The sequence below is a fragment of the Micromonospora vulcania genome (genome assembly GCF_042658605.1).
Taxonomy (GTDB): Bacteria; Actinomycetota; Actinomycetes; order Mycobacteriales; family Micromonosporaceae; genus Micromonospora; species Micromonospora vulcania.
The window spans coordinates 103759-128610 of the sequence record NZ_JBHSQS010000012.1; the positions used below are offsets into that span (position 1 = coordinate 103759).

The following is a 24852-nucleotide window of genomic DNA, read 5'->3' on the forward strand; positions in this document are numbered from 1 at the left end:
GGAGGGGTCGGCGAATGCGGGAGGATTCACCGCGCTGGGAGCAGATCAACTCCAGCTCGTACGTCTGGGAGCAGGACGGGCTGCGTGAGTTGGCAGGCTACCTGCCCGACGGCGACCCGTACCACGTTTGGACGAACGTCGAGTTCGTCGGCGCCGACGGCACGATCAACGAGGTCGACGCTCTGGTGCTCGCCCCGAGCGGGCTCTATGTGCTGGAGTTGAAGCATTGGCAAGGGGAGATCCGCGGCGACGGCACCCAGTGGGTGCGGCGGGCGCCGAACTCCCGGCTCATCCCCGAGGACAACCCGTACATTCTGGCCAACCGGAAGGCTAAACGGCTGGCCAGTCTGATCCGCTACTACGCGAAGCAGCACGGACGGCAGCGCGAGACACCCTATGTCGGGGCCGCCGTGTTCCTCCACGCGAGGGCGATGCGGGCCGACCTCGATGCGATCGGCAGCCAGCACATCTATGGGCTGGAGGGGCACGACTCCGGTCTGCCCGGTCTGAAGAAGCTGCTGCTGGCTCTGCCCCGCAATCCGGATCATCTGGTGGACGAGGCGCGCGGCCGGGAGATCGTCGAGCTGGTGCGCGGCGCGAAGATCCGGCCGTCGGTGGCGGACCGAAAGGTCGGCCAACTGCTGCTGCACCCGAAGCCGTTCGCGGAGGGCCTCGGCTGGCAGGACTTCCTCGCCGGGCACGCGCTGGACACCTCGCTGGTGCGTCGGGTGCGGTTCTACCTGACCAGCCGGGCCGCCGAGCACGAGGTGCCGGCGATCCGTAAGGCGGCGGAGCGGGAGTTCCGCCTGCTGCAGGGCATCCACCACCCCGGGGTGGCCCGGGCGCACGACCTGGTTGAGCATTCGTGGGGCCCGGCGGTCATCTTCGACCATCAGCAGGACTGGGTACGCCTCGACCAGTGGCTGCTCCGGCGCGGCGACGCGTTGACGCTGGCCCAGCGGTTGCAGCTGGTGCAGGATCTCGCCGAGATCGTCGACTATGCGCATTCCCGCAGGCTCGCCCACCGGGCGCTCTCGCCCCGTGCGATCTATGTCGGCGACCCGGACGGGTCGCGCCCCACACTGGTGGTCACCGACTGGCAGACGGGTGGCCGGTTGGCCGGCACGACTCAGCTCACCCGCCTGGGCCCGTCGAGCGATCCGGCCAGCCTGGAGCTGTTCTTCGATGACGAGGTCCGTCGTTATCAGGCGCCGGAGGCCGAGAACGCCACCCGCCTGCCGGGCCACCAGCTCGACGTGTTCGCGCTCGGAGCGCTGGCGTACCGGATCTTCGCCGGGGTGGTGCCGGCCGCCACGCCGGAGGAGTTGGTCAACGCGGTCCGGGACAGTGGTCTGCATCTGGATGTCGCGGTCGATGGAATGCCGGACCGGCTGGTCACCCTGATCTACGACGCGACCCGGGGTGACCCGGCGCACCGGCTACCCAGTGTTTCCCGCTTCCGCAGCGACCTCGAAGAGGTCTGGGAGAAGCTGACCGCACCGGAGCCGGAGCCGGTCACCGACCCGCTCTCCGCCCATCGCGGGGACGTGCTCGACGGCGGCCTGGAAGTGAAGGACAGGCTCGGCTCCGGTGCTACCGCCGTCGCCCTGTTGGTTGCTCGAGAGGGGGAGTCCCGCCCCCTGGTGTTGAAGGTGGCCCGCGACGAGCAGCACGAGGAACGACTGACCGCTGAGGCCCGTACCCTCAAAGGGTTGAAACATCCCCAGGTGGCGGCGTTGGTGAAGGGCCCGGTACGGGTCGGCGGCCGGACCGCCCTGCTGATGGAGAGCGCCGGGTCGCGCACCCTCGCCGAGGAGCTGCGCGGGGGCCGGTTGGCGCTTGACCTGCTGGAGCGGTACGGGCGGGACCTCCTCGACATCGTCAACTATCTCGACGGGCAGGGTGTCTGGCACCGTGACCTGAAGCCTGCCAACCTGGCGGCCCGGCCCCGACCGAAGGACAAGCAGCCACACCTCTGCGTCTTCGACTTCTCGCTGTCGACGAGCCCCGCCGACCAGATCGGTGCAGGGACCGTCGGCTACCTGGACCCGTTCCTCGGCCCGCCGCGCCGGCTGCGCTACGACGCGGCGGCGGAGCGGTTCGCGGCGGCCGTCGTCCTCTACGAGATGGCGACGGGCACCCTGCCACGGTGGGGCGACAACGCCAACCCGGTGGTGGTCAATGATGAGGTGACCCTCGACCCCGCGGCGTTCGACCCGGCTGTGGCCGACCGGCTGGTGGAGTTCTTCCGCCGGGCGCTGGCCAGGGACGCGGCGGCCCGGTTCGACACGGTCGACGAGATGACCGATGCCTGGCGGGCCATCTTCCAGCAGATCCCGCAACCGGCCGTGACGCCGGTCGGGCCGCTGCCCGCGGTGGTGGGGCTGACCCGTGAGTCACCGCTGGAGGTGACGGAGCTCACCGCGCGGGCCCGCTCGGCGCTGGAGCGGCTCGGCATGCACACCGTCGGGGACCTGCTGGACGCCGAGCCGTCGGCGCTGACCAGGGCCAAAGGGGTGCCGGACGCCACCCGCAAGGAGATCCTCGCCCAGGCGCGGACGCTGCGCGCGGTGCTGCCCGGCGACAGCGAGCCGACTCCCACCGACGAGCAGCCGCTGGCACAGGGCGTGGAGGCGCTCTGCGTGACCCTGCTGCCGGCCACCACATCGCGCAACCATCGGACGGTGGCCGTGCTGCTCGGGCAGGCACCCGCCGAGGACGGCGCATTCCTGTGCTGGCCGGCCCAGAGCGAGGCAGCCCGAGCCACCGGCCGGAGTCAGCCGCAGATCTCCAAGCTGCTGAGCGCGCAGGCCAAGACCTGGTTGGCCAACCCCGCACTGGAGGCGGTGCGCAACGAGCTGGTGGCGTTGCTCGACGCCCGCGGCGGGGTGATGTCCGCCGAGGAGTTGGCCCAGTCGTTGATCACGGCACGCGGCTCCTACACCGCTGCGCCGAGGCGATTGCCGCAGGCCGTCGGGCTGGTCCGCGCCGCCGTCGAGGCCGAGCTGAGCACCGGCGGGGACGCCAGGCTGGCCATCCAGCGGTTCCGTAGCTCTGGCATCGTCCTGGCCGGTCGGGAGCCGGACGACCCGGCGTCCGACGTCACCGCTGCTGATTTCCTCGGGTACGTGGTGAAACTGGGCGACCGCGCCGTCGATCTGGTTGACGCTGACCCGCTGCCGACCCGGCAGCGCGCCGTCGAGGACCTACGCCGGCTGTCCTTGCCGGCCGGCATGCCGGTGGTGGCCGACCTGCGGCTGTTGCAACTTGCGGCGGTCGGGAGCAACGACCGGGTCGACGTCAACGCGCAGGGGCAGCTCTATCCGGTGGGCATGTCGGCGGAGCGTGCGGTGCGGTTGTCGGTCGGTGGCCTGATCGGCCAGCGGCTCGGGCCGCAGCAGATCCGTGACCGGGTGCGAAGCCGCTTTCCTCGGGCGGAGCGGGTGCCGGACCGGCCCATCCTGACCGACCTGCTGGCGACGGCCCAGGTGCCACTCACCTGGCATCCGCAGGACCGGGTATACGGCCCGGAGAGCACCCTCGCGTCGGTGACCGGCACCCGGATGGCAACCACGCACGCGCCGTTGCTCGGGCCGACCGCCACCGACGAGGTGGGCCAGAAACTCGCCTCGGCCATCGAGCGGCGGGCTTTCCTCGCGGTGCTGGCACCATGGCGGCGGCTCGGCCCGGCTCGGCGGGCACTGCTGGCCCGGCTGTCGGTGACCGAGGTGGATGTCACGGCGATCCTGCTGGAACGCTTGCGCTCACTGGGCTTTCCGTGGGAAGCGATCGTCGCGGCGGACAACGGCTCGGCGCTGGATGCCGACTTCCGCAGCCTCGTGGATCTGGTCCGGCACCAGGTGGTGCCGGCGGTCAGCGAGGCGATCGCCGCAGCCGACGGGCCGGTGCTGATCACCGAGGCGGCGCCACTGGCCCGGTACGGGCAGCTCGTGCTGCTCCAGGAGTTGGCCGACCCGACCCGGCCCCGGCCGGCGGCCCGGCTGCTGTTGGTGCCGGCCCGTCGACCTGATCCGGCGGTGCTGGACGGGGTGCAGTTGCCGCTGACATCACCGGCCAGTCAGTCGATCTGGCTGGCCGACGACTGGATCGAAGCAACTGCCCTGACGCCCCGACCAAGCGCGTGATCAGTCAGCGGTGCCGGGCAGGACGACCCAGGCGGTGGTAAGCCAGTGGAGGGATCGATTGTGGCAAAACTCGCCCTGAGTCAGGCCGAGGCTGCGCTTTACGAGCTTGTCGGCCCTCGGACCTTCGTACGCGCGCGCCAGTTGCTCGAGCGTGGCGAGCTGCTGGACGTGCAGTGGGATCCGGAGACCGGTCAGGCGCACGGTCGACTCGGCGGCAGCGGAGCCGGATGGGTGGCAGCGACGGTGCGGTCGGGCGCCGAGGGCATTGTCGAGGCGCTGGATGGCTTGTGTCCGTGCGGGCAGGCCGATTGTGCCCACCCTGCCGCGCTGGTACTTGCGACGTTCGCCGCGCCCGCGCCCCGGAGGCCTCGCCGCGCGCGGGAAGCGGCGAGTTGGGAGCGGGCGCTCTCTGCGTTGGTCCGGGACGTCGCCCCGCCACCGTCGGTGGTCGAGTCGGAGCCGCCCGGTCTCGGCCTGCAGTTCGACGTCGTCTCTCAGGGCCCGGACGATGCGGCCGATTTCCGGGTCGAGCTGCGGCCGGTGGTGCCGGGCCGTACCGGCTGGGTGCGGTCCGGGGTCAGCTGGTCGACGTTGAACTACACCTACTTCGGCCGGTCGACGCGCACGGAGCGGCACCGCCGACTGCTCGTCGAGATCGCCCGACTGGCGAGTACGGGCACCGACGGCTTCGACCACTACTACGACACCCACCGGCGGGCGATCGTGCTGCACGAGTTCGCCAGCCGTCGAATCTGGGACCTGCTGGCTGAGGCGGAGGAGGCCGGGCTACCGCTGGTGCAGGCCGGCAAGCGCGCCGGGCCGGTCGTGGTGGGTCGCCCGGCCCGGCTCTCGGTGCAGGTCGGTCGGGCCGATGGGGAGCTGGTGCTGGTACCGACGTTGTCGGCCGGTGGCGCGCCGATCCCCGTGTCGCGCGTACTCCTCGTCGGTGAACCGGCGCACGGCCTCGCCGGGCGCGCGGAGCTGAGCGGGTCTGACGGCCGACCCGGCGTACCGGCGCTCTGGTTGGCGCCGCTGGCCGGGCCGCTGCTGCCGGGGATGGTGCGGGCGCTCGCCGGGCCGCCGATCCGGATTCCGGCTGCCGAGGAGCAGCAGTTCTTCGACCGCTTCTACCCAGAGCTGCTCCGCCAGGTGGAGGTGTTCGCCGCCGACCCGGCCGTTCAGCTTCCGCCGGCTGGGCCGGCCACCCTGACCGCGACGGTGACCGCCGAGCCAGATCAGCGTCTCCGAGTGGGCTGGGAGTGGCATCGGCTCGTCGGTGGCCGACGTCATCCCGAGCCGCTGTGGGACGGGGTGGCCGCCGTCGCGGACGAGCGCCGCGCGGAGCTGCTGCGACGGGTCGTCGACCTGGTCGCCAAGGCCGCGCCCGAGCTTCTGGAGCCGTCGTCGGCCGGGGCCCGGTTGGCGGCCTCGGTGAGCCTCGCCGGCGACGCCCTGATCCGGTTCCTCAGTGATGTCGTGCCGCGCCTGGCCGAACTCGACGGTGTGGAGCTGGTCACCGCGTCGGACGGCGTGCTCGATGACTATCAGGAGACGCACGCCGCGCCCACCATCACCTTCGTGGATGGGGGCGAGCCCGGCGAGCATGACTGGTTCGACCTGTCGGTGCGGGTCGCCGTCGGTGGGGAGCAGGTCGACTTCGCCGACCTCTTCGGCGCGTTGGCGCAGGACCAGCAGTACCTCATCCTGCCCAGCGGCAGCTACTTCGCACTCGAACGCCCCGAGTTCCAACAGTTGCGGGAGCTGATCGCCGAGTCCCGGGCACTCGCCGACGCCCCGTCCGGTGTGCTGCGGGTCGGCCGGTTCCAGGCCGGGCTCTGGGACGAGCTGGCCGAGCTGGGTGAGGTGACCGGCCAGGCCGCGGCCTGGCAGCGGTCGGTCCGCGCGCTCAGCGAGGCGACGCCCACCACCGAACAGCAGGTCCCCGCCGGGGTACGGGCACAGCTGCGCCCGTACCAGCGGGATGGTTTCCGCTGGTTGGCGACCCTGCATGACCACGGCCTCGGCGGTGTACTCGCCGACGACATGGGGCTCGGCAAGACTCTGCAGACGCTGGCACTGATCTGCCACGCGCGCGCCGAGGCGCCGTTCCTGGTGGTCGCCCCGGCCAGTGTCGTCGCCAACTGGGCGAGCGAGGCGGCCCGGTTCACTCCGGAGTTGGCCGTCCGAGTGATCAACCAGACCGCGGCGCGACGTCGCGCCACGCTGGCCGAGGCGGTGGCCGGTGCGGACGTCGTGGTCACCTCCTACACGCTGTTCCGGCTGGAGTACGACGACTATCGCGGCCTCGGCTGGGCCGGGCTGATCCTGGACGAGGCGCAGTTCGTCAAGAATTCGCAGTCCCAGGCGCACCGCTGCGCGAAGCTGCTGCCGGTCCCGTTCAAGCTGGCGATCACCGGCACGCCGATGGAGAACCACCTGGGCGAGCTCTGGGCGCTCTGCTCGATCACCGCACCTGGGCTGTTGCCTCGGGCTGAACGGTTCACCGAGTACTACCGCAACCCGATCGAGAAGGAGCGGGACGCGGAGCGACTCGCCCAGCTGCGCCGCCGGATCCGACCGCTGATGCTGCGCCGACGGAAGGCGGACGTGGCGGCCGACCTGCCGGCCAAGCAGGAGCAGGTCATCGAGGTGGAGCTGGACCGCCGGCACCGCCGGGTCTATCAGGCGTACCTGCAGCGGGAGCGGCAGAAGGTTCTCGGTCTCCTCGGTGACCTGGAGAAGAACCGGTTCGAGATCTTCCGCTCGTTGACCCTGCTCCGGCAGGCGAGTCTCGACGTGGCGCTGGTCGACCCGAAGCACGCCAACGTGCCGGCGACGAAGCTGGACGTGCTCACCGAACGGATCGTCGGCCTGGTCGACGAGGGGCACCGGAGCCTGGTGTTCAGCCAGTTCACCCGCTTCCTCGACGCGGCTCGGCAGCGCCTCGAGGCAGCGGGGATCACCTGCAGCTACCTGGACGGGACCACCCGGGACCGGGCGGCCGTCATCGACGGGTTCAAGAGGGGCGACAAACAGGTCTTCCTGATCAGCCTCAAGGCCGGCGGCTTCGGCCTCAACCTCACGGAGGCCGACTACTGCCTGCTGCTCGACCCGTGGTGGAACCCGGCCGCGGAGAATCAGGCGGTCGACCGCACGCACCGGATCGGCCAGACCCGCAACGTCATGGTGTACCGCCTTGTCGCCAAGGAGACCATTGAGGAGAAGGTGATGGCGTTGCAGGCTCGTAAGGCGGAGCTCTTCAGCAGCGTCCTGGACGGGGGCGAGTTCGGGTCCGCGCAGCTCACCGTCAACGACATCAAGAGCCTGCTGGAGTAAGCGGCACAGCCGGACGTCAACGAACTGTCCAACTTCGCCACATTGAGGGCACCGGGCTTGTTACGGGCTGTGGTAAGAATCTAGGAATGTCGCTGCGCAAGATCGTGTTGGAGAACTACCGCTGCTTCCGGGATCGGCAGGAGATCGAGTTGGCCCCGGTTACGGTGGTCCTCGGCAAGAACAACTCCGGCAAGAGCGTGTTGACCCGCGCGCCGCTGGTTATCGCCACCGGATTCAACACCACCGGCACGGCACCGCTTGACCTTGACCGGCTCGGGCCGGACACCGTGGACGACTTCAGAGAGCTTTACCATGATCATCTCACCGGTCGGCCGATAAAGCTCGGACTGGTTGTCGAGGGCGGATCGAGATTTGCCCTCGAGGCTGAGATCCAGTACCTCGACAGCATCAACAGCGCTATCGTGTCGAGCCTGGACATCTTGTCACCCCAGATCACGGCGATGCTCGTTTCATCGCGGCTGGTCGCGTCCGGTCGGCGCGAAACACCCGACATCGACGGGATCGCCGTCACTCCGCTGCCTCAGATTCGTCAGGGCGAGCTCCTGGAGTACGAAATCGATCAGGTTGGACGAGAGCGGTTTGTCCGGCCGGTCGCCTTCAAGGGGCTCGTGCCGGACCTGAGTGCTGCGCCCGGACTGACCGACCTCGTCGACTTCGACCTGAGTCCCGGCCCGATCCGGTATCTCAGCCCTTATCGGGAGCGGGTTGCGCGCCAGCACCGACTGCCGCTCGGGGCACCGAAGTTGCTGGGCGTGCAGGGCGAAGGGATGCAGGGCATCCTCGCGGATGACGCCCGGCGAGCGGGTGGCGCTTTGGTAGTACGGGTCAACGAACTCTTGGAAGCGATCGTGCCAGACTGGCGGATCGCCGAGATCCCGGACGGCACCCTGTGGTCGACCGTATTGGTTCGGCGGGATAGCGCGGTCAGGGTCAACCTGGCCGACGCGGGTACCGGCCTGGCTCAGGTGCTGCCGATCCTGGTGCAGTGTGCCCTCGACGAGATGCGCGGCGCAACGGACCGCGCGCCATTGCAGATCATCGAGGAGCCGGAGATGCACCTGCATCCGGCCGCGCACGCCGAATTAGCGGACCTATACCTCAACACCGCCAGGGCGACGGGGACGCAGTTCCTCATCGAGACGCACAGCGAGACGTTGCTGCTGCGACTACGCCGCCGGATTGCCGAGCACAACGACATCTCCGCCGAGATGGTGCGGGTGTATGTAGTCGAGCAGCGGGACGGCGCCTCGGTGGTTCGTCGGGTCGATATCGATGAGCTAGGGAACCTCGACGACACCTGGCCCGATGGCTACTTCTCGCAGGACTACCACGAGGTCCGAGCCCTCGCTGCCGCCCAGATGGAGCGACTTGACGATGCTTCTTGACATCGACACTGAGGTCTTCGATGGCGATGACCACCTCCCGGTGATCGAGATCCTCAAGCTCGTCGCGAGGGGACGTCACGATTGGTCGCCGACCAGCCCGGCAGCGGTACGCGCCGCAACCTTCGTGGCGACGCTCTACGCAGCCAAGATCAAAGGGCCGGATCTGAAGCTTTGGGCTACGAAGGCGGTGGAGGCGGCAGCAGACCGTGGCTTACCGGCAGTCACTCGGCCGCAAAGCCGACGAGCTTTCACCGTGACGGCTAAGAATGTCGGGGCGGCCGCCGATGACCTGGGCAAGCCTGCCGTCCTGGTGGTCGAGAATAGAATCGGCGATGGCGGCTTCGTTCGGGCGATGGCTGCCGCACTCGACGACGAGCGGGTGGTCCACGCGCTTCGAAAGCGCTGGCTGAAGTTTTGCCACAGCGGCGGCACCGGGCAGATGCCGGCCCTGGCGGCGGACGAGTGCCGAGACTTCTCGCTGATCATTCGGGTCGCGATGCTGCTCGACAGCGACCGAGACGACGTCGCCAAACCGAGCCCGAACGACGCCAAGGTCCGGCAGGCGCAGCGCGACGGCGTGCCGCACGTGCACATGCTCACCTGGCGGATGGTCGAAAACTATGTGCCGTTCCAGGTGTGGGATCAGCACTTCCCGCACCGCACGGATAAGGTCAAGGAACTTCGGGGGATGGTCCCGCAGCAGCGCGGATACAAACATCTGAAGGTTCACTTCGTGGGCAGGGATGGGAAGATGCCCTCTCCGCTGATGCCGGAGGGCTTGATGTTGTCCGAAGCCGACTTCCATGAGCTGGGACCTGACGTGGTGGCCGAGCTGCGGCAGGTGCTGGCAATGATCCACGAGATCCTTTAGGACACTGGTAAAACATGCTGAGTGAGCGCGGCGAGAGTCGACTCGAGCCTGCCGTCCTTCACCTGGACGCGGTGCTGGATGACGTTGCCGCCGGCGTGCTGCGGGTGCCGGCCTTCCAGCGGCCATTCGTGTGGCGGCCTGAGCAGATGCTTGACCTGTTCGACAGCGTCGAGCGCGGCTACCCGATTGGGAGTCTGTTGCTATGGGAGACCACTAGGCAGGTCGAGTCGCTCGACCAAGTTGGCGACGTCGTCGTCGACGATCCACCTGGGGGGCAGGTGGTGTCCTATGTGCTGGACGGACACCAACGACTCTCCACGCTCTTTGGTGTCCTCCGTCGCCTCGGTCGTCCGCCTCGCCCTGACGATCAGCGCGAATGGAAGTGGCGGATCTACCGTGACCTGTCGCCCAGGAGCGACACTGAGCGCTATCGCCACCACCGTGCAGCCGGCACTCCGCCCGCTCCGGCACCGGACAACTTCCTCCCCGTCCGCTCAGTGGCCAGCACCCTCGACTTCCTGAACTTCTCGCGGAACCTGGAATATCGCGTGGGGCGGGACAAGGCGGATCGGCTGGTGCGCGAGGCGGATCGGGTCGTTCAGCGAATCAAGGGCTACAAGCTCAGCCTGATAAGGATCAAGGGCGGTGACCTGGAGCAGGCTGTGGAGGTCTACACCAGGCTCAACCGCAAAGGCGTACGCATGGACGCCGATCAGGTGATCTCGGCGCTGACTCACCGGCCAGGTCAGCGCACGCTGGCCAATCGCGTTGACGACATCGTCGAGTCGGTCGCCACCACCGGCTTCGGTGAGCTGCCTCGCCTGGCAGTTTTCCGCGTCGTCCTGGCGGTCGCCGATGAGCCGGACGTGATGACGCCGCGGTGGGAGGCGATGGCCCAGCGACTTCAGAACCGGTTGGTCGATGCCGTTCCCGCAGCGGAGCAGGCGGTGCACCGCACGGTCGAATTTCTAATTTCCGTTGGTCTCCCGTTGGCTCGGTTCCTACCGTACGCACACCAACTCGTGGTGCTGGCCAAGTTTTTTCATCACTGCCCGGAGCCGGACGATGATCAGTGGTTCGAGCTGCGGCGCTGGTTCTGGGGCACCTCCTGGGCTGGCTCCTTCGCGGGTGCCAACTCGACGGTTCTTCGTTCGGCTCTCGAGGAGATGCAACAGTTCGCCGCGCGGCGGGTCAGGCTGAGCCTCGACACCGGGGCTGTCCAGCCGATGCCCGACTCCTTCAACCTGAACAGTGCTCGCACTCTGGCCTTTGTCGCGTGGGAGACGACCGAGCTGCCCAAGCGCCTGAATGGGATCGGCCAGGAGTTCGACGTGGCCCGGTTACTCTCCTCAGGCGCGACCCAGGCGTACCGTTCAGTAGTCGCCGGGGATTCCCGGCCCGCCAACAAGCTGGTCTTTCCCACTGTCGCGGGACTCGGGTTAGAGAAGTCATTGACCGACCTGCCTGCCGAAGGCGGCGGGCTATTCGACCACGATCCCACGAGCCCGTATTCATCTGCTGGTGCCCGGCGGATCCTGGAGAGCCATGCCATTCCCTTGTCGGCATGGTTTCGGCTCAAGGAGGGTAACGGCACGCTCTTCGTTGCCGACCGTACGCGCGAACTGGAGGCCCGGCTGCGGGCTTTCGCCGAGGAGATCGGGCTCGGACTGGGTGATGATCTCGAAGGCGTGGCCGACGACGACTCGGAGTAGTGGCTGTGGGGGTGTCCGGCCTTAGAATCTGGCGGTGATCGAGCTGAAGGCGTTGCAAGCGCAGGTCAAGAGCCTGGTGGAGGATCTGCGCGGGCAGGTCGCGGAGGCGCCGGGCCTGCGGGCGGAACTGCGCCAGGAGTACGCGGCGGCGCAGGCCGCCCAGCGGGTCGGCGGCAGCTTCGAGACCTGGCTTGACGACGTGCTCGACCAGGCGGCGGTGGCCTGGGTGCTCGGCTGTGTGTTCGTCCGGTTCTGTGAGGACAACGGGCTGGTCGACAAGCTGTGGATCGGTGGTGCCGACCCAGCCGCGCCAGCCGAGCGGGGAGTGCAGCACCGGCAGGCGTACCTGATCGCCAACCCCCGGCACAACGACCGGCACTGGCTGTGGGAGGCGTTCGGCTACCTGGCCGAACTGAAGGCCACCGGCAAGATCTTCGACCGGCGGCACAACCCGCTGTGGCGGTTCCACATCTCCGGCCCGGCCGCCGAGGAGCTGAGCGACTTCTTCCGGCGCGGCGCTGGCGCCGTCTCGCTTCGTCGACCGGATCTGAACACCCGCTTCCTGGGCGACCTCTACCAGGACATGTCCGCGCACGCGAAGAAGACGTACGCGCTGTTGCAGACCCCGGAGTTCGTCGAAGAGTTCATTCTCGACCGCACCTTCGAGCCAGCGGTCAAGGAATTCGGCCTCGCCGCCACCAGCGTCATCGACCCGACCTGCGGCTCCGGCCACTTCCTGCTCGGCGCGTTCCACCGACTGGTGGGTAAGTGGCGGGAGCGGGAACCGGCCACCGACGTGAAGGTGCTCGCCGAACGGGCGCTTGGCCAGGTCACCGGCGTCGACATCAACGGCTTCGCGGTAGCCATCGCCCGCTTCCGACTGCTGATCGCCGCCATGAAGGTGTGCGGCCTGACCAAGCTGGAACGTACGCCCGCGTTTCCGGTCCGGGTGGCGACCGGCGACTCACTGCTGCCGTGGGGAGACTTCAGCTCCCGTGCGCAGGGTGACCTGCTCGCCGAGATCGAGGGCAAGGCCGTTTTCGCGTACGAGAGCGAAGACGCAGACCTCCTCAAGGACTACCTGCGGGAAAACCAGTACACGGTGGTGGTCGGCAACCCGCCGTACATCACCGTGGCTGACTCGGCCCGCAACCAACTCTATCGCAGCATCTATCCGACCGTCTGTCACCGGCAGTATGCGTTGACCGTGCCCTTTGCGAAGCGCTTTTTCGATTTGGCCAAGTGGTCTGACGAACACGGCGATGGCGCTGGGCATGTCGGTCAGATCACCGGCAACGCCTTCATGAAGCGCGAATTCGGCAAAAAGCTGATCGAGGGCTACTTCGCTCACGAGGTCGAACTCACAGAGGTTATCGATACATCCGGCGCCTACATCCCCGGCCATGGCACGCCCACAGTGATCCTTGTCGGCCGTGCGAACAAGCGCCGCCGTTCAGCCACGCTGCGTACTGCCCTCGGCGTTCGGGGTGAACCGTCGGCTCCAGAATATGCCGCCGATGGGCTGGTATGGCAGGCGGTCGTCAAGCAGATCGACAACGCCGGTTCTGAGTCTGATTGGATCAGCGTCCTAAACCTTTCCCGCAGTCAACTCGCAACCCATCCGTGGAGCCTGTCAGGAGGAGGTTCCGCTGACCTGCTGACTAGCCTGGCGAGAGACCAGGAATTTCGGCTAGGTGAAAGTATCGAAGTCGTCGGCCGGACGACGCACACCGGACTTGACGACGCCTACTATGCACGTAATGTGGCGCTCAGGACGAGAGGCCTGCTTGCTGCCGGGTTGCCAGTCGTCCCGGGGGAAGACGTTCGTGACTTCGCGCTCTCGGCGAAAACGTGGACGCTTTTTCCTTACGATCAGATGGGCCAGCCCCGCGAGTTGACGGAGGGTGAACAGCACTTTTACTGGCCGAACAGAACGGCACTGCGTCTTCGTGTGGACTTTGAGCAGACCCCTGAGCAGCGCGGACTTCGTTGGTTCGATCACAGCATGTTCTTTCCGAAACGGTATCGGGTGCCGCTATCGATTGCGTTTCCATTCGTGGCGACTCATAACCACTTTGTGTTGGATCGAGGCGGCAAGGTCTTCAACCGTACTGCTCCAGCGATCAAGTTGCCGGAGGGGGCGACGGAGGACGATCACCTGCGGCTGCTCGGGGTGCTGAACAGTTCTACCGCCTGCTTCTGGCTCAAGCAGGTGAGCCACAACAAGGGCAGCCAAGGCGTCAACGAGGGTTTCAAGAGTCAGGAATGGGAGCGGTTCTACGAGTTCACCGGCACCAAGCTGGAGGAGTTTCCGCTGCCGTTGGCGTACCCGTTGGGGCGGGCTCGGGAACTTGATGGGCTGGCGCAGCGGCTCGCTGGCTTGAGCCCGGCGGCGGTTGCCGCTTCGGGGGTGCCGACCCGGCAGCGGCTCGCGGAGGCTGAGGCGGAGTATCACTCGGTGCGGGCGCGGATGATCGCGTTGCAGGAGGAGTTGGACTGGGAGGTCTACCGGCTTTACGGGCTGATCGACGAGGACCTTACCTGCGCCGACCCGCCGGAGTTGGCGTTGGGGGAGCGGGCCTTCGAGATCGTGCTGCACACCAGCGGGGCGCAGACCGAGTGGTTCAACCGGCACGGGTCGAAGCCGATCGACCGGCCGCAGCCGCACTGGCCGGCGGAGTACCGGTCGCTAGTGGAGCGGCGGATCGCCACCATCGAAGCGAACCGGCACATTGGGTTGATCGAGCGGCCGGAGTGCAAGCGGCGCTGGTCCACCGATGGGTGGGAGAAGATGCAGTCGGCCGCGCTGCGGGACTGGCTGCTCGACCGGTTGGAGTCCGCGGAGCTGTGGGCCGGGCAGCCGAAGCCCCTGTCGGTGGCGCAGCTCGCCGATCGGGTCAGCGGTGATCAGGATTTCCGGGCGGTGCTGGATCTGTGGGTCGGGCACGACAGCTACGACGTGACTCGCACGCTGGGGCAGTTGCTCGCCGACGAGGACGTGCCGTACCTGCCGGCGCAGCGTTACAAGCCGGCCGGGCTGCGCAAGCGTGCGCAGTGGGAGCGGACCTGGGCGTTGCAGCGTCGGGAGGACGCGGGGGAGAAGGTCACCATCGAGGTGCCGCCAAAGTACACGTCGGCGGATTTCGTCCGGCCGTCGTACTGGAAGGCGCGCGGCAAGCTCGACGTGCCGAAGGAGCGGTTCATCTCGTACCCGCAGGCGGGGCGGGACAGCGACGGCAGCGAACTGCTCGGCTGGGCTGGTTGGGATCACCTGGCGCAGGCGCAGGCGCTCGCCACCGTTTACCTTGACCGAAAGACGCAGGAGGCGTGGCCGGCGCACCGGTTGCTGCCGCTGCTCGCCGGGCTGGTCGAGGTCGAGCTGTGGCTGCATCAATGGCACTCGGGTGAGCAGGCCGGCTACCCCGGGTCACCGGCCGAGTTCTTCACCGACTTCATCAACGCCGAGTTGGCCCAGCTCAGCTCCGACCGTTCCGCGTTGGCGCTGCTGCGCGGCGTGCCATCACTGTCCTGATTGTGAGCGTCTCATGCCCTACTGTCGCCAAACATGACCACGCTTCTGCTGTGCTCCTCGCCCTGCCTGCTGTTCTTGGTGCTTCTACTTGCCGTGAGCGGGGGCAGGGTCTGGGAGGACTTGAAGCTGAGGCACAGGCGCGCGCGGTTCATCGTGCGCGAGTTGGATAGGCGAGAGGATCAGTAGTAGGGGCGTTTGCCCACGGAGTTGCACTCCTCCGGGTCCGTGGGAGCGTACCTTCGCCGAATGCCTGGTCGCCGGGCATTAGATGCGGCTGGCCAGGTCCAATGCCTCGGTTAGGAGCGCATCAAGATCTTCGTCAGAGATCGCCCTGCCGCCGAGGGTGTGCAGGATGGTCAGGCCCTGGATGCGGCCCGCGACCTTGGGGTCGATGTCTGTGTCGATGCTCGGGTCGAGGGCCGCGTTGATCAACCTTTCGGCACTGGTTGCATCGGTCTCCGGGCCACCGGTCGTCGTGCTTCTCATCTGACTGACGAACCGGATCACCTCGTCCGGGCCCGCGCCGTTGGGGAATCGCCGGTCGACCGCGAGGTAGAAAACCGCGCCGAGCAGCGTGGGGAAACCTTCCCAGCCCTGGCTGTCGAGGCGAGCCTCGATGCGGTCGTTCTCGGCGTGGTCGCCGGTCACCATGGTGCGGATGTAAGCGACCATGTCAGGACTTATCGTCACGACGCTTCCCTTCACGATGTTTTTTGATCATGTTCCACAAGCCCTTAACGCCGACAACTATGGCCCCGGCTGCCATGATGACGGAGCTGACTGGGTGCTCCAACTGTGGTTGATTTGCCGGCGGGGCGGGCGGGGGAGCAGTGGTGGAGGTCGTACTGCCGCCGGGTCCGCCCTTGATCTCATGCATCAACTCACGAAACCCGGCCGTGGTGGCCTTCTCGGCGTCTTGGAGGTTGCCCTCCGTCTCGTCCGCCTTCTTCACGTGTCGCCGAAGGAAGGCTTCGGCCCGGCTGCCCCTGCCCTCTGACTCTGCGACCAGACGCTCACCCGTTGGCGATCCGCGGTCTCCGTCGGCGCGGGCGGGGACCGAGCCGGGGGCGATCACGTTGACGTAGTTGGCCAGGTGTTGTGCTGCTCTGCCGGTCAGGCGGCTGAGTCGGCCGGTCTTGTCGACGGCGGTGCCGCTCTGATTGACCGCCTGGCGTAGCTGCGGGTTGTCGCTACCGCCGCTGAGCTGGCGAAGTCGTCTCTGACCGTCGGCTACGTCTTGCTGGGCACGCCCGGCTCTGACGGCGAGGGCGTCCAACTGCTCGATGGCGGAGTTGAGTTGCGCCACGACCTGGGCGAGGAGTCCGCTCACCCGAGCGATTCCCGGAAGCTGCCTGCGTTGTCCTGGACGACGGTGATCGTTCGGAGGGTCAGTTCCACCTCTCGTTTAGCGGAGGTGAGGTCAGCGCGGGCCTTGATCGCCTCGGCGTGCCGGCTGTCGTGCAGGGTGGCGAGGGCGAGGCCGGTCACCTCGTCGAGTTTGGTGCCGATCTCTTTGATCGTGGCGACGGCCTGGTCGAGCGAGTAGTCGGCTTCGCGGAGGGCCGCTTTGATCTCGCCGATGCTCACGGTCAGCCCAGCACACTCATGTACTGCCGGGCTGCTTGGCCGCTGCCTTGCAGGATGGTGGCGGCTTCAACCAACCGCTGCTTACTTTGTTCAGCGCGCGCGATAGCTTCGGCGAGAGTCGGGTGGCCCGTGCCGGCAGCCACTGCGCGCAGCCGGATCAGCACCTGCTCGGTGCCCTCGATGGCAGCTCGGATCTGGTTGGCCGTCGTGTTGCTCTGGTCGGCTGCCTGGGCGAGCGCGGCTTTCACTTGCTCGATGCTGGACATGCCGTCCTCCCGGTCGACTGCGTGGGGGCGCGATCTGGGGCCGTACGTTCCGTGGAGGGACGAACACTAACCGACACCAGCGACACCCCGCAGCCCCGTCGATCCGCCCGTCGGCCGTTGCCGAGAGCGATCATGAGGTTGTGGTGCCTGGAAAGGGCATTGCGTGACCTTTTGTCACCTGCCACGATTCCATGATCCGCGAGGCGGGACCGTGGCGGGGCGCGCGAGGGCGCGCTGCGCGGCGTTGGGTAGCGGTGCCGACGAGCGGTATGACACACAGTCATAATTATGACTGTGTGTCATACCGCTCGTGATAGTTAGTTGCCGGGATGGATCCTGCTACCCCGGTGGGCGAACGAGTTCGAGCCGACGGGCGGTTTCCATTCGGGGCTTGGTGTCAGTTGGCGAACGTCTCCAGCTTGACGCTGGCCACGAAGGTCGACCAGGCGGCCGGGCCGAACGTCAGCACCGGGCCGGCCGGGTCCTTGCTGTCGCGCAGCCCGACGAGGCCGGACAAGTCGTCGGCGACCTCTACGCAGTCACCGGAGCCGTTGCTACGGGTGCTCTTCCGCCAGGTCACGCCGACCGCGACGATCTCTTCCACCGCGTGCCGTCCTCTCATCGCTCGTCGATCGCCCCCTGGATCAGGTCGCGCGACTTGCGAGCGCTGGCCGCCGTGGCGACCAGGTGTTCGAAGATTCGGCTGTATTCCCTGACCTGTTGGCCTTCGAGGTAGAGGCTACCGGCGCGAGTCTCGATGTAGACCACCCCGGGGTCGGCCGGCTCGGGAAACGCGAGCACGCTGAACGCGCTGCCCATCGAACCGTATTCGCCCGCGGCGAAGGTCAGGATCTGCACGGTGTTGCCGGGGCGCTCACCCGCCTCAATCAACCGTCGTAGCTGAGCCTTGAACGCCTCCGCCCCGCCGGTCGGCCGCCGCAGAGCCGCCTCGTCGAGCACCACCCAGAGCTTTGGCGGGTTGTCGCTCGCCTGACGGCGCAACCGCAGCTCAACTCGGCGGTCTACCTCGTCGGCGGGGGCGTCCGGGTGCTCGGCCCGGATCACGGCGCGAGCGTAATCAGCAGTCTGAAGTAGACCGGGGATCAGCTGTGGCTGGAAGGCACGAATCTCCGAAGCCTCGGCCTCCAAACCGACATAGACCTCGAACCAGTCCGGCAGCACGTCGTCGTACGCCTGCCACCAGCCACGCTTGCGGGCGTCCCGAGCCACCTGGGCGAGTGCGTCGACCTCCTCGCCCTCGACGCCGTACAGCTCCAGGAGGCCGCGCGCAACCGGCGGCAGCACGGAGACCTGGGCGTTCTCGATTCGGCTGAGAGCCGACTTCGAGATGCCGATCTCCTTCGCCGCTTGGTCGGCGGTCATCCCGGTCTGTTCACGAAGGCGGCGGAGGGCCGCAGCCAAGCGCCGTCGGCGGACGGTCGGGCTTCCAGTCATGCCGACCAGTGTGGACTGACTGGAAGCGACACGCAATGACCTGATCCCAAATCGGGAGTTGCGTAAAGGGATGAGTTCACTGCACGATGAGTGAGGGCCCGAGTCGGCTGTGTGATCGGTTCACCGGTGCGGGCCGATGCGGCTGCCCTGCGCGGCGCGTCGATGGGCTCACCCACTTCACAGGTCAATTTCGACGGTGAGAGGCAGGTCGGTCGTGCACGTCTTCATCTGCGGGCCAGTCAGAGAGAGCGACTGGAGTCAAGGCCGATGAGTGACCGCTGGGTCATCCACCTGCCGGTGGTCGCCGGGGATCTGCCGTCCGCCCAGCGGCTCGCCCGGGTGGTGGCGCACTGGGCGCACGTGCTGCCGCAGCTCGACCCCGAGGGCACCACTGTGTCGGCCGAGGACGACCAGAACGTACGCCACTGGGTCTTCTGTGACCGGCGGCTGCCCGAAGGTCGGCGCTGCCTGCTGCGGGCCGACCACGACGGTGCCTGTTCGCGACGGGTGGTGCGACGGCGATGAGCGGCGTACCCGTGATCACCTGCCCGGACTGCGCCGGGCTCGCCTTCGCGGTGCGGCAGTGCCAGTGCACCAGCGGCGGCAACCGGCTGATCGTCGACTGGGACGACCTGGCGGACGAGCCGTACTCCGACTGCCAGCTCTGCCAGGGCGACGGCAGCGTCGCGGTGCCCTGCCTGTCCTGCGCGCGACGCGGACGACGGCGGGCCGAACTGGTGCTGACCGTGGTCAACCTCGACACCGGGCTCGCCGCGTCCCGGCGGTTGCGGCCCGGTGGACTCCGGCCGGAGCCCGAGCGGGGCGGCGGGTGGTGGGTGCCGCTGGCCCCCATCGCGCGGGAGTTGGCCGACGCCGTCGGCGTCCAGGGTCTGCGCGACCACTGGCTGATCGACGGCGCCCTGCAGGACCCGGTGCTCTGGCTGCCCCGGAGGTGGCAGCCCGATCTGCCCGCCTCGCAGCGGTACGCCCTGGAGGCCGAGGTGTTGGCCGGGCAGGACCACAGCCCGTGGCAGGTCTACCTCGGCCGCTCCACCGCCAACCCGCCGCCCCCGGAGCCAGCGCGGCGCCTGGGCCAGCTCTGCGCGCTGGCCGACCTGCTCCACCTGGACCTGGTGGTGGAGGTCCGCCGGTACTACGGCGAGGCCTCCTGGGACGTCCGCTACGAGCTGCCCGGCGCGGCCGTGCCCGTCGAGGCCCGGACGAGAGGCGCGAACCTGCCTGCCGCCGTCGCCGTCACCACGGTCGCCGAGGCGATGTACCGGCTCGACGAACGGGGGCTCAGCGCGCCCGCGTACACCGTGCGGTTGGCCTCTGGTGCGCCGACCGGGCCGGTGGCGGTCGACCTTGACCAGGTCGAACGCCGGGTCTTCGCGGACCTGGCCAGCGGCGCGCCCGGCGCACAGGCGGTCTGGCGCGACAGCCGATGGTGGCACACCCGGCTGCGGGAGGGTGGCAGCAGCGAGGAGCTGCACGAGCGGAACACCGGCCAGGTCGTCCGGCGAGAGGTTACCGGGCTGCTGCGGGCCTGGGAGCCACCCGACCCGGCCTGGTGGGGCGAACCGGTCGACTGGTGGGAGTGCCCCGACTGTCGGCCGGACAGCCGGCTGCGCCGCTGCCTCTGCCTGCTCGGCTCCCCGACCGCCGACCCGGACTGCGCCCGCTGCGGCGGCGCCGGCATGGCCCCCTCGGCGCTGGCCTGCAACACCTGCCGGGACAGCCGGCGGATCTACTCCGCGCTGACCGTCACGGTCACCGACCTGTCCCGCGCCGTGCACGAGCTGTGGCGACCCGCCGCCGGCGAACCGGCGACCATGGTCGCCACCCAACCCGGCGGCAAGCCCGTCTACCAGCTCCGCCGCCACTATCGGGCCGCGCGCCTCGCGGCCACCTTCGGGGTACGCCCACAAGACCTCACCCCGGTCGACGACGTGGGCTGCCACGGCCTCGACCAGGACCTGCTCGACGGGATCGTCACCGTCGACGGGCCGGGGATGGACCCGGCCGGCTGCTATGTCTCCCGGGCCGCGCGGGGGTTACCGGGTGCTCGGCTGATCGTGCTGGCCCAGGTGCCCGAGGGGCCGCCGCTGGTCGACCTGATCCGGCTCGCACTCGGGCTCGACCTGGCCCTGGAGGTGATCGTCTGCGACTACCGCCGCAACGCCGCCGACCCGCTGCGCCTGCACGGAGACCGGTGGCGGGTGCGGGTCGTCCACCCCGACGCCCCCGTCGAACCGGATCCGGCGCTGCCACGATCGTTGGAGGCAGCGGTCGCCGACTGCCTCGAATACCTGGAGAACGCCCTGCTCGCCACCGTGCCCCGGGACCCGGACCAGCCGGTACCCGTGCCCGGGCTCGCCGTGCCGCCGGTCGTCGCCGACCCGACGGCGCTGCTCAGCCGGCTCGGTCACCACTACGCCGGCCAGTTCGTCACGGCCCGCTTCACCCGCGCCGGATGCCAACTCTGGCTGACCGAGCGGAACGCCATCCACCCGCTCGCCCGAGCTGCCACGATGGCTGACGCGGTCACCGCCCTGCGGCTGTGAAACGGGCGCCGCTCGGCGACTGGGACGAGCGCTGGTCACGCCTTAGGATCGTCGGGTTGCCGGTGACGCCGGCGTCACGGGGAGCGGCGGTGCGAGGAGCGGTGATGACCCTGTTACGGGACGTGATCGACATTCCGACCTCGGTCGGTGACGGCGACTTTGTCGTCCGTGCCGCCGAGGGCGCGGACCTGCGCCGATACGTCGTCACCGACCAACTTCGGGACAACTTCGCCGAGGCGCTACGCCGGATCGGCCACGCCGTCACCACCGGCCGCTCGCAGGCTATGTTCCTGCACGGCTCGTTCGGCTCCGGCAAGTCGCACTTCATGGCGGTGCTGCGGGAGATCCTCCAGCACAACCCGGCAGCGCGGGAGGTGCGCGGCCTGGCCGAGCCGGTCCTCGCCGCCGACTCCTGGTTGCGCGACCGGAAGCTGCTCACCCTCACCTTCCACATGCTCGACGCGCGCTCGGTCGAGCAGGCGATCCTCGAGGGCTACCTCAACCAGATCACCGCCCTGCACCCGGAAGCGCCGGTTCCCGCCGTACACCGGTCGGACGCGCTGCTCGACGACGCCGCGCGGCTGCGCGGGCGGATGGGTGACGAGGCGTTCTTCGCCGCGCTGCGCGACGGTGGCGGCACCCCCACGGCGGCCGGTGGTGGCCTCGCCGCGCATGTCGCGCGGGCCTCCGGCTGGACCCCGGACATGTACGCCGCAGCCGCTGCGGCGCCGCCCGGCACCGAGCAGCGGGACCGCCTGGTCAGCGCGCTGACCAGCACGTTCTTTACCGGTGCCGTCCGCAGCGGGGAATACCTCGACCTGGACACCGGCCTTGCGGTGATCACCCGGCATGCCAAGTCCCTCGGGTACGACGCGATGGTGCTCTTCCTCGACGAGCTGATCCTGTGGCTCTCCACGAAGATCAGCGACCACACGTTCGTCAACACCGAGGGCGCCAAGCTCAACAAGCTCGTCGAGTCCGCCGACGCCACCCGGCCGCTGCCGCTGATCTCTTTCGTCGCCCGGCAGCGCAACCTGGAGGACTTCCTCGGCCCGCAGGTCGGCGGCACCGAGCGGGAAGCCCTCGCGCACGTCATGCGCAGCGTCCAGGGCCGGTTCGGTGAGATCGCCCTCGCCGATACCAACCTGCCCGAGATCACCGAGAAGCGGCTGCTCAAGCCGATCGACGACGCGGCCCGTGCGGTGATCGACAACGCGTTCGCCGCGGTCAAGGGCAACCGGGAGGTATGGGACACGCTGCTGCTCGGCACCCAGTTCGGCGACGCCGGCATCGGCTCCGACGCCGCCGCCTTCCGCAAGCTCTACCCGTTCTCGCCGGCGCTGGTCGCCACCCTGGTGGCGCTCTCGCAGGCGTTGCAGCGTGAACGCACCGCGCTGAAGGTGATGACCGAGCTGCTCGTCGCACGCCGGGACAACCTCCAGGTCAACGACCTGATCGGGGTGTCGGCGCTCTTCGACCCCCTCGTCCTGCACGGCGAGCTGCCCGACCGGCCCAAGCTCAAACAGCTCTTCCAAGCTGCCCGGGTCGTCTACACGCAGAAGCTGCGGCCGATCCTGCTCAACCTCAACGGCATCGGCGAGGAGCAGGCCGCCACGCACCAGCAGTTCCAGCTCGACGACAAGCTGATCAAGACGGTGCTGCTCGGTGCGCTGGTGCCCGAGGTGCCGGCCCTGCACAGCCTCACCGCCGCCAAGCTGCACGCGCTCAACTTCGGCTCGATCACCTCCCCGATCCCCGGCTACGAGCGGCAGATCGTGCTCAACCGGCTCAACCGGGTCGCCGACAGCGCCGGTGAGCTGCACCTGACCAAGACCCCCGACCCGGTGGTCACCCTCAAGCTGCACACCGTCGACTACGACAAACTGCTCGAACTGGTTCCTGAGGACGAGGCCAACAACACCGGCGTCCGGCAGCAGCTCATCCGTGAGCTGGTCACCGCCGAGATGGGCATCGCCGGCAGCGAGGGCCAGCTCGGCGAACTGCTCTACTCCCGGGCCTGGCGTGGCCGGTCGCACACCATCCAGGTCAAGTTCGGCAACGTGCGCGACCCCGACACCATGCCGGTCTCCGCGCTGATCGCCACCGGAGAGGCATGGCGGGTCGTCATCGACTACCCGTTCGACCCGCAGGGCTTCGAACGTGCCGCAGACCGGGCCCGGATCGAGCGCCTGGAGCGGGGCTCCCGGACGGTCTTCTGGCTGCCCTTCTATCTGACCGACGACCTGCTGGGGAAGGTCGGCCAGCTCGCCAAGATTAACTATCTGCTCGGCAACGGCACCGGTGACCGCCTCAACTCGCTCGCCGCCGACTGGCCCCTCGCCGACCGGCAGCAGGGTCGCGTCTATCTCCAGCAGCGCCAGACCCAGCTGCGCGGCACGCTGATCAGTGCCCTCATGCAGGCGTACGGGTCGGCCACCTCCCGCGGCTCCGACGTGCAGGACGACGCCATCGGCGTGTTCCACACGCTCTCCGAAGGCCTGCACGTCGGCGACCCCCGGGGCGGCACCCTCACCGAGGCGTTCACCAACCTCACCGGCGAACTCCTGGCCTGGTCCTACCCCGGCCGGCCGGCCATGCCGGACGACGAGAAGCCCGTCACCCGCAGCGAGATGGCCAAAATCATCGAGTACGCCAGGCAGGCCGCCGCCGATCCAGCCCGGGGCGTCAGCGTGCCCAACCCGGCCGATCAGCGCATCCTCCGGCGCGTCTGCAACAACCTGCGCCTGGGCGAGCTGGTCGAGGGCCGGTACGTGCTGAACATGAGCACCTGCCGGTGGAGTCAGCACCTGCTCCAAGCTGCCGCCAACGAGGGCTACACCGATCACTTTCCCGTGCAACTGCTGCGCAGACTCATCGACGAGCCCGCCGCGTTCGGCTTCGATCGGGACTTGCAAAACCTGATCATTCTGGTCTTCGGGCTGGAGCAGCAACTCGCCTGGTACCAGCACAGCGGCAAGATTGACGTCTCCAACGTGGCCGCCGTGCGGGACAACGAGATGGAGCTGCGGCACCCGCCGATGCCCGACGAGCAGGCATGGAGCACCGCGGTGAGCCGGGGGGCCGCGCTCTTCGGCGGCGTGTTGCCCGCCTGGCGCACGCCCGCCAACCTCGGCGACCTCGCCGGCACACTGCGCCGAGCGGCGAGCGTACGGCAGAAGCCGGCCGGCGACCTCGCGCAGGCCCTGGAAGCCCACGCCGACGTGCTGGGGCTCGACAAGTCAGCTCGCACGGGCCGCCTCGCCACCGCCCGACGGGCGGCCCGGCTCGTCACCGACCTGGCGGTCGAGCGCGACGATGTCGTGCTGATCGAGACGCTGGCGCGGGCCGACCTCGGCGACGTCGACGACCAGGGCGTCGGCGAGGTGCTCGGCCAGGCGGGAGACATCACCAGAGCGCTGGCGCAGAGCCACCAGTGGCCCCTGCTCCGGGCGATCGGCGCCCGCGCCGCTCACGACGACCGGGCACGCGTGATCATCGAGCAACTGCAGGGCGTCGCCCGGCACGAACAGCACGGACAGGACCTGGTCGACGCCCTCCAGACGGCATCCGCGGCATCCGCGGCGCTCCTCGCCGCCGACCAGCCAAAACAGCCGATCCGGTCGACGAGTGGCACCGAAGCCACCGTGAACGGTGCCGGCACGACCCCAAGCGCCATCGATTCGGTGCCGGGTGTCATCCCGGTTGCGGGCATTTCGGTGCCGGCCCAGCAGCCTGGCCGATTCCCCGTTGCGGCGCTGCCCGGCGGTGGCAGCGTCGAGGTAGCGGGCACAGAGCCGACGTCGGTGCCGGGTGACGGCGAGTCGGTTGGCGTTACTGCTCGGCGGTACGAGGTCAGCGACGTGCCAACCTGGCAGAAGATCGCCGCCGAGATTGCGGCCGAAGTTGCCGCCGGACGGCGCGTCACGGTCAGCTGGGAGACGCGGTGACCGGTGCGGAAACACGCCCCGGGCGACTCAC

Annotated in this window: 15 protein-coding genes; 9 read left to right on the forward strand and 6 right to left on the reverse strand. The window is 68.6% G+C overall.

The features are described from left to right. Window positions 1-14: 14 nt before the first annotated feature. The 6 genes from pglW to pglX all read left to right on the forward strand — a co-directional run bounded on the left by pglW (window position 15) and on the right by pglX (window position 15002). Window positions 15-4145, forward strand: coding sequence for a BREX system serine/threonine kinase PglW (pglW, locus tag ACFQGL_RS21010; protein WP_377513896.1), 4131 nt, complete (start codon window positions 15-17; stop codon window positions 4143-4145). Window positions 4146-4205: 60 nt separating this feature from the next. Continuing rightward, window positions 4206-7481 carry a DEAD/DEAH box helicase gene (locus tag ACFQGL_RS21015; protein ID WP_377513897.1) on the forward strand — a complete coding sequence of 1092 codons (3276 nt, stop codon included), beginning with the start codon at window positions 4206-4208 and terminating at the stop codon, window positions 7479-7481. 86 nt (window positions 7482-7567) lie between these two features. Further along, on the forward strand, window positions 7568-8887 hold the full coding sequence (locus ACFQGL_RS21020; RefSeq protein WP_377513898.1) for an AAA family ATPase: 1320 nt from the start codon (window positions 7568-7570) through the stop codon (window positions 8885-8887). Beyond that, entirely contained in the window at window positions 8877-9758 is an 882-nt protein-coding gene (locus tag ACFQGL_RS21025) for a hypothetical protein (RefSeq protein WP_377513899.1), read from the forward strand. Before ACFQGL_RS21020 ends, ACFQGL_RS21025 begins: the two co-directional genes overlap by 11 nt. A gap of 14 nt (window positions 9759-9772) precedes the next feature. Next, window positions 9773-11470 carry a DUF262 domain-containing protein gene (locus tag ACFQGL_RS21030; protein ID WP_377513900.1) on the forward strand — a complete coding sequence of 566 codons (1698 nt, stop codon included), beginning with the start codon at window positions 9773-9775 and terminating at the stop codon, window positions 11468-11470. Window positions 11471-11504: 34 nt separating this feature from the next. Continuing rightward, entirely contained in the window at window positions 11505-15002 is a 3498-nt protein-coding gene (gene pglX / locus ACFQGL_RS21035) for a BREX-2 system adenine-specific DNA-methyltransferase PglX (protein WP_377513901.1), read from the forward strand. A 264-nt stretch (window positions 15003-15266) separates the two neighbouring features. Here the strand turns inward: pglX and ACFQGL_RS21040 are convergent, their stop codons facing one another. The 6 genes from ACFQGL_RS21040 to ACFQGL_RS21065 all read right to left on the reverse strand — a co-directional run bounded on the left by ACFQGL_RS21040 (window position 15267) and on the right by ACFQGL_RS21065 (window position 18310). Beyond that, complete coding sequence (locus ACFQGL_RS21040) at window positions 15267-15674, reverse strand: hypothetical protein (RefSeq protein WP_377513943.1); 408 nt, start codon at window positions 15672-15674, stop codon at window positions 15267-15269. A gap of 1 nt (window position 15675) precedes the next feature. Then, complete coding sequence (locus tag ACFQGL_RS21045) at window positions 15676-16332, reverse strand: hypothetical protein (RefSeq protein ID WP_377513902.1); 657 nt, start codon at window positions 16330-16332, stop codon at window positions 15676-15678. Continuing rightward, window positions 16329-16589 (reverse strand): hypothetical protein, encoded by a 261-nt coding sequence (locus ACFQGL_RS21050; protein WP_377513903.1) that lies wholly within the window; start codon window positions 16587-16589, stop codon window positions 16329-16331. Before ACFQGL_RS21050 ends, ACFQGL_RS21045 begins: the two co-directional genes overlap by 4 nt. A 2-nt stretch (window positions 16590-16591) precedes the next feature. Further along, a complete protein-coding gene (locus ACFQGL_RS21055) occupies window positions 16592-16855 on the reverse strand; it encodes a hypothetical protein (protein ID WP_377513904.1) in 264 nt (87 codons plus the stop codon). A 397-nt stretch (window positions 16856-17252) separates the two neighbouring features. Continuing rightward, complete coding sequence (locus ACFQGL_RS21060) at window positions 17253-17477, reverse strand: DUF397 domain-containing protein (protein ID WP_377513905.1); 225 nt, start codon at window positions 17475-17477, stop codon at window positions 17253-17255. Next, on the reverse strand, window positions 17474-18310 hold the full coding sequence (locus tag ACFQGL_RS21065; RefSeq protein ID WP_377513944.1) for a helix-turn-helix domain-containing protein: 837 nt from the start codon (window positions 18308-18310) through the stop codon (window positions 17474-17476). The genes ACFQGL_RS21060 and ACFQGL_RS21065 overlap by 4 nt, the downstream gene beginning before the upstream one ends. 267 nt (window positions 18311-18577) lie before the next feature. Here ACFQGL_RS21065 and ACFQGL_RS21070 point away from each other — a divergent pair, with 267 nt between their 5' ends. From ACFQGL_RS21070 to ACFQGL_RS21080, 3 genes are all read left to right on the forward strand, one after another. Further along, a complete protein-coding gene (locus ACFQGL_RS21070; protein ID WP_377513906.1) occupies window positions 18578-18835 on the forward strand; it encodes a hypothetical protein in 258 nt (85 codons plus the stop codon). Continuing rightward, window positions 18832-20874, forward strand: a complete 2043-nt coding sequence (locus ACFQGL_RS21075) for a hypothetical protein (RefSeq protein WP_377513907.1) — start codon at window positions 18832-18834, stop codon at window positions 20872-20874. Before ACFQGL_RS21070 ends, ACFQGL_RS21075 begins: the two co-directional genes overlap by 4 nt. 104 nt (window positions 20875-20978) lie before the next feature. Then, a complete protein-coding gene (locus ACFQGL_RS21080) occupies window positions 20979-24821 on the forward strand; it encodes a phage resistance protein (RefSeq protein WP_377513908.1) in 3843 nt (1280 codons plus the stop codon). The last annotated feature ends 31 nt before the right edge of the window (window positions 24822-24852 follow it).

Bases quoted from the DNA above. Each gene is read 5' to 3' on its own strand.
- ACFQGL_RS21070 (WP_377513906.1), top strand. From the start codon at position 18,578: ATGAGTGACCGCTGGGTCATCCACCTGCCGGTGGTCGCCGGGGATCTG.
- ACFQGL_RS21020 (WP_377513898.1), top strand. From the start codon at position 7,568: ATGTCGCTGCGCAAGATCGTGTTGGAGAACTACCGCTGCTTCCGGGAT.
- ACFQGL_RS21080 (WP_377513908.1), top strand. From the start codon at position 20,979: ATGACCCTGTTACGGGACGTGATCGACATTCCGACCTCGGTCGGTGAC.
- ACFQGL_RS21055 (WP_377513904.1), bottom strand. From the start codon at position 16,855: ATGTCCAGCATCGAGCAAGTGAAAGCCGCGCTCGCCCAGGCAGCCGAC.
- ACFQGL_RS21040 (WP_377513943.1), bottom strand. From the start codon at position 15,674: ATGGTCGCTTACATCCGCACCATGGTGACCGGCGACCACGCCGAGAAC.
- ACFQGL_RS21030 (WP_377513900.1), top strand. From the start codon at position 9,773: ATGCTGAGTGAGCGCGGCGAGAGTCGACTCGAGCCTGCCGTCCTTCAC.
- ACFQGL_RS21065 (WP_377513944.1), bottom strand. From the start codon at position 18,310: ATGACTGGAAGCCCGACCGTCCGCCGACGGCGCTTGGCTGCGGCCCTC.
- pglW (WP_377513896.1), top strand. From the start codon at position 15: ATGCGGGAGGATTCACCGCGCTGGGAGCAGATCAACTCCAGCTCGTAC.
- ACFQGL_RS21060 (WP_377513905.1), bottom strand. From the start codon at position 17,477: ATGAGAGGACGGCACGCGGTGGAAGAGATCGTCGCGGTCGGCGTGACC.
- ACFQGL_RS21025 (WP_377513899.1), top strand. From the start codon at position 8,877: ATGCTTCTTGACATCGACACTGAGGTCTTCGATGGCGATGACCACCTC.
- ACFQGL_RS21075 (WP_377513907.1), top strand. From the start codon at position 18,832: ATGAGCGGCGTACCCGTGATCACCTGCCCGGACTGCGCCGGGCTCGCC.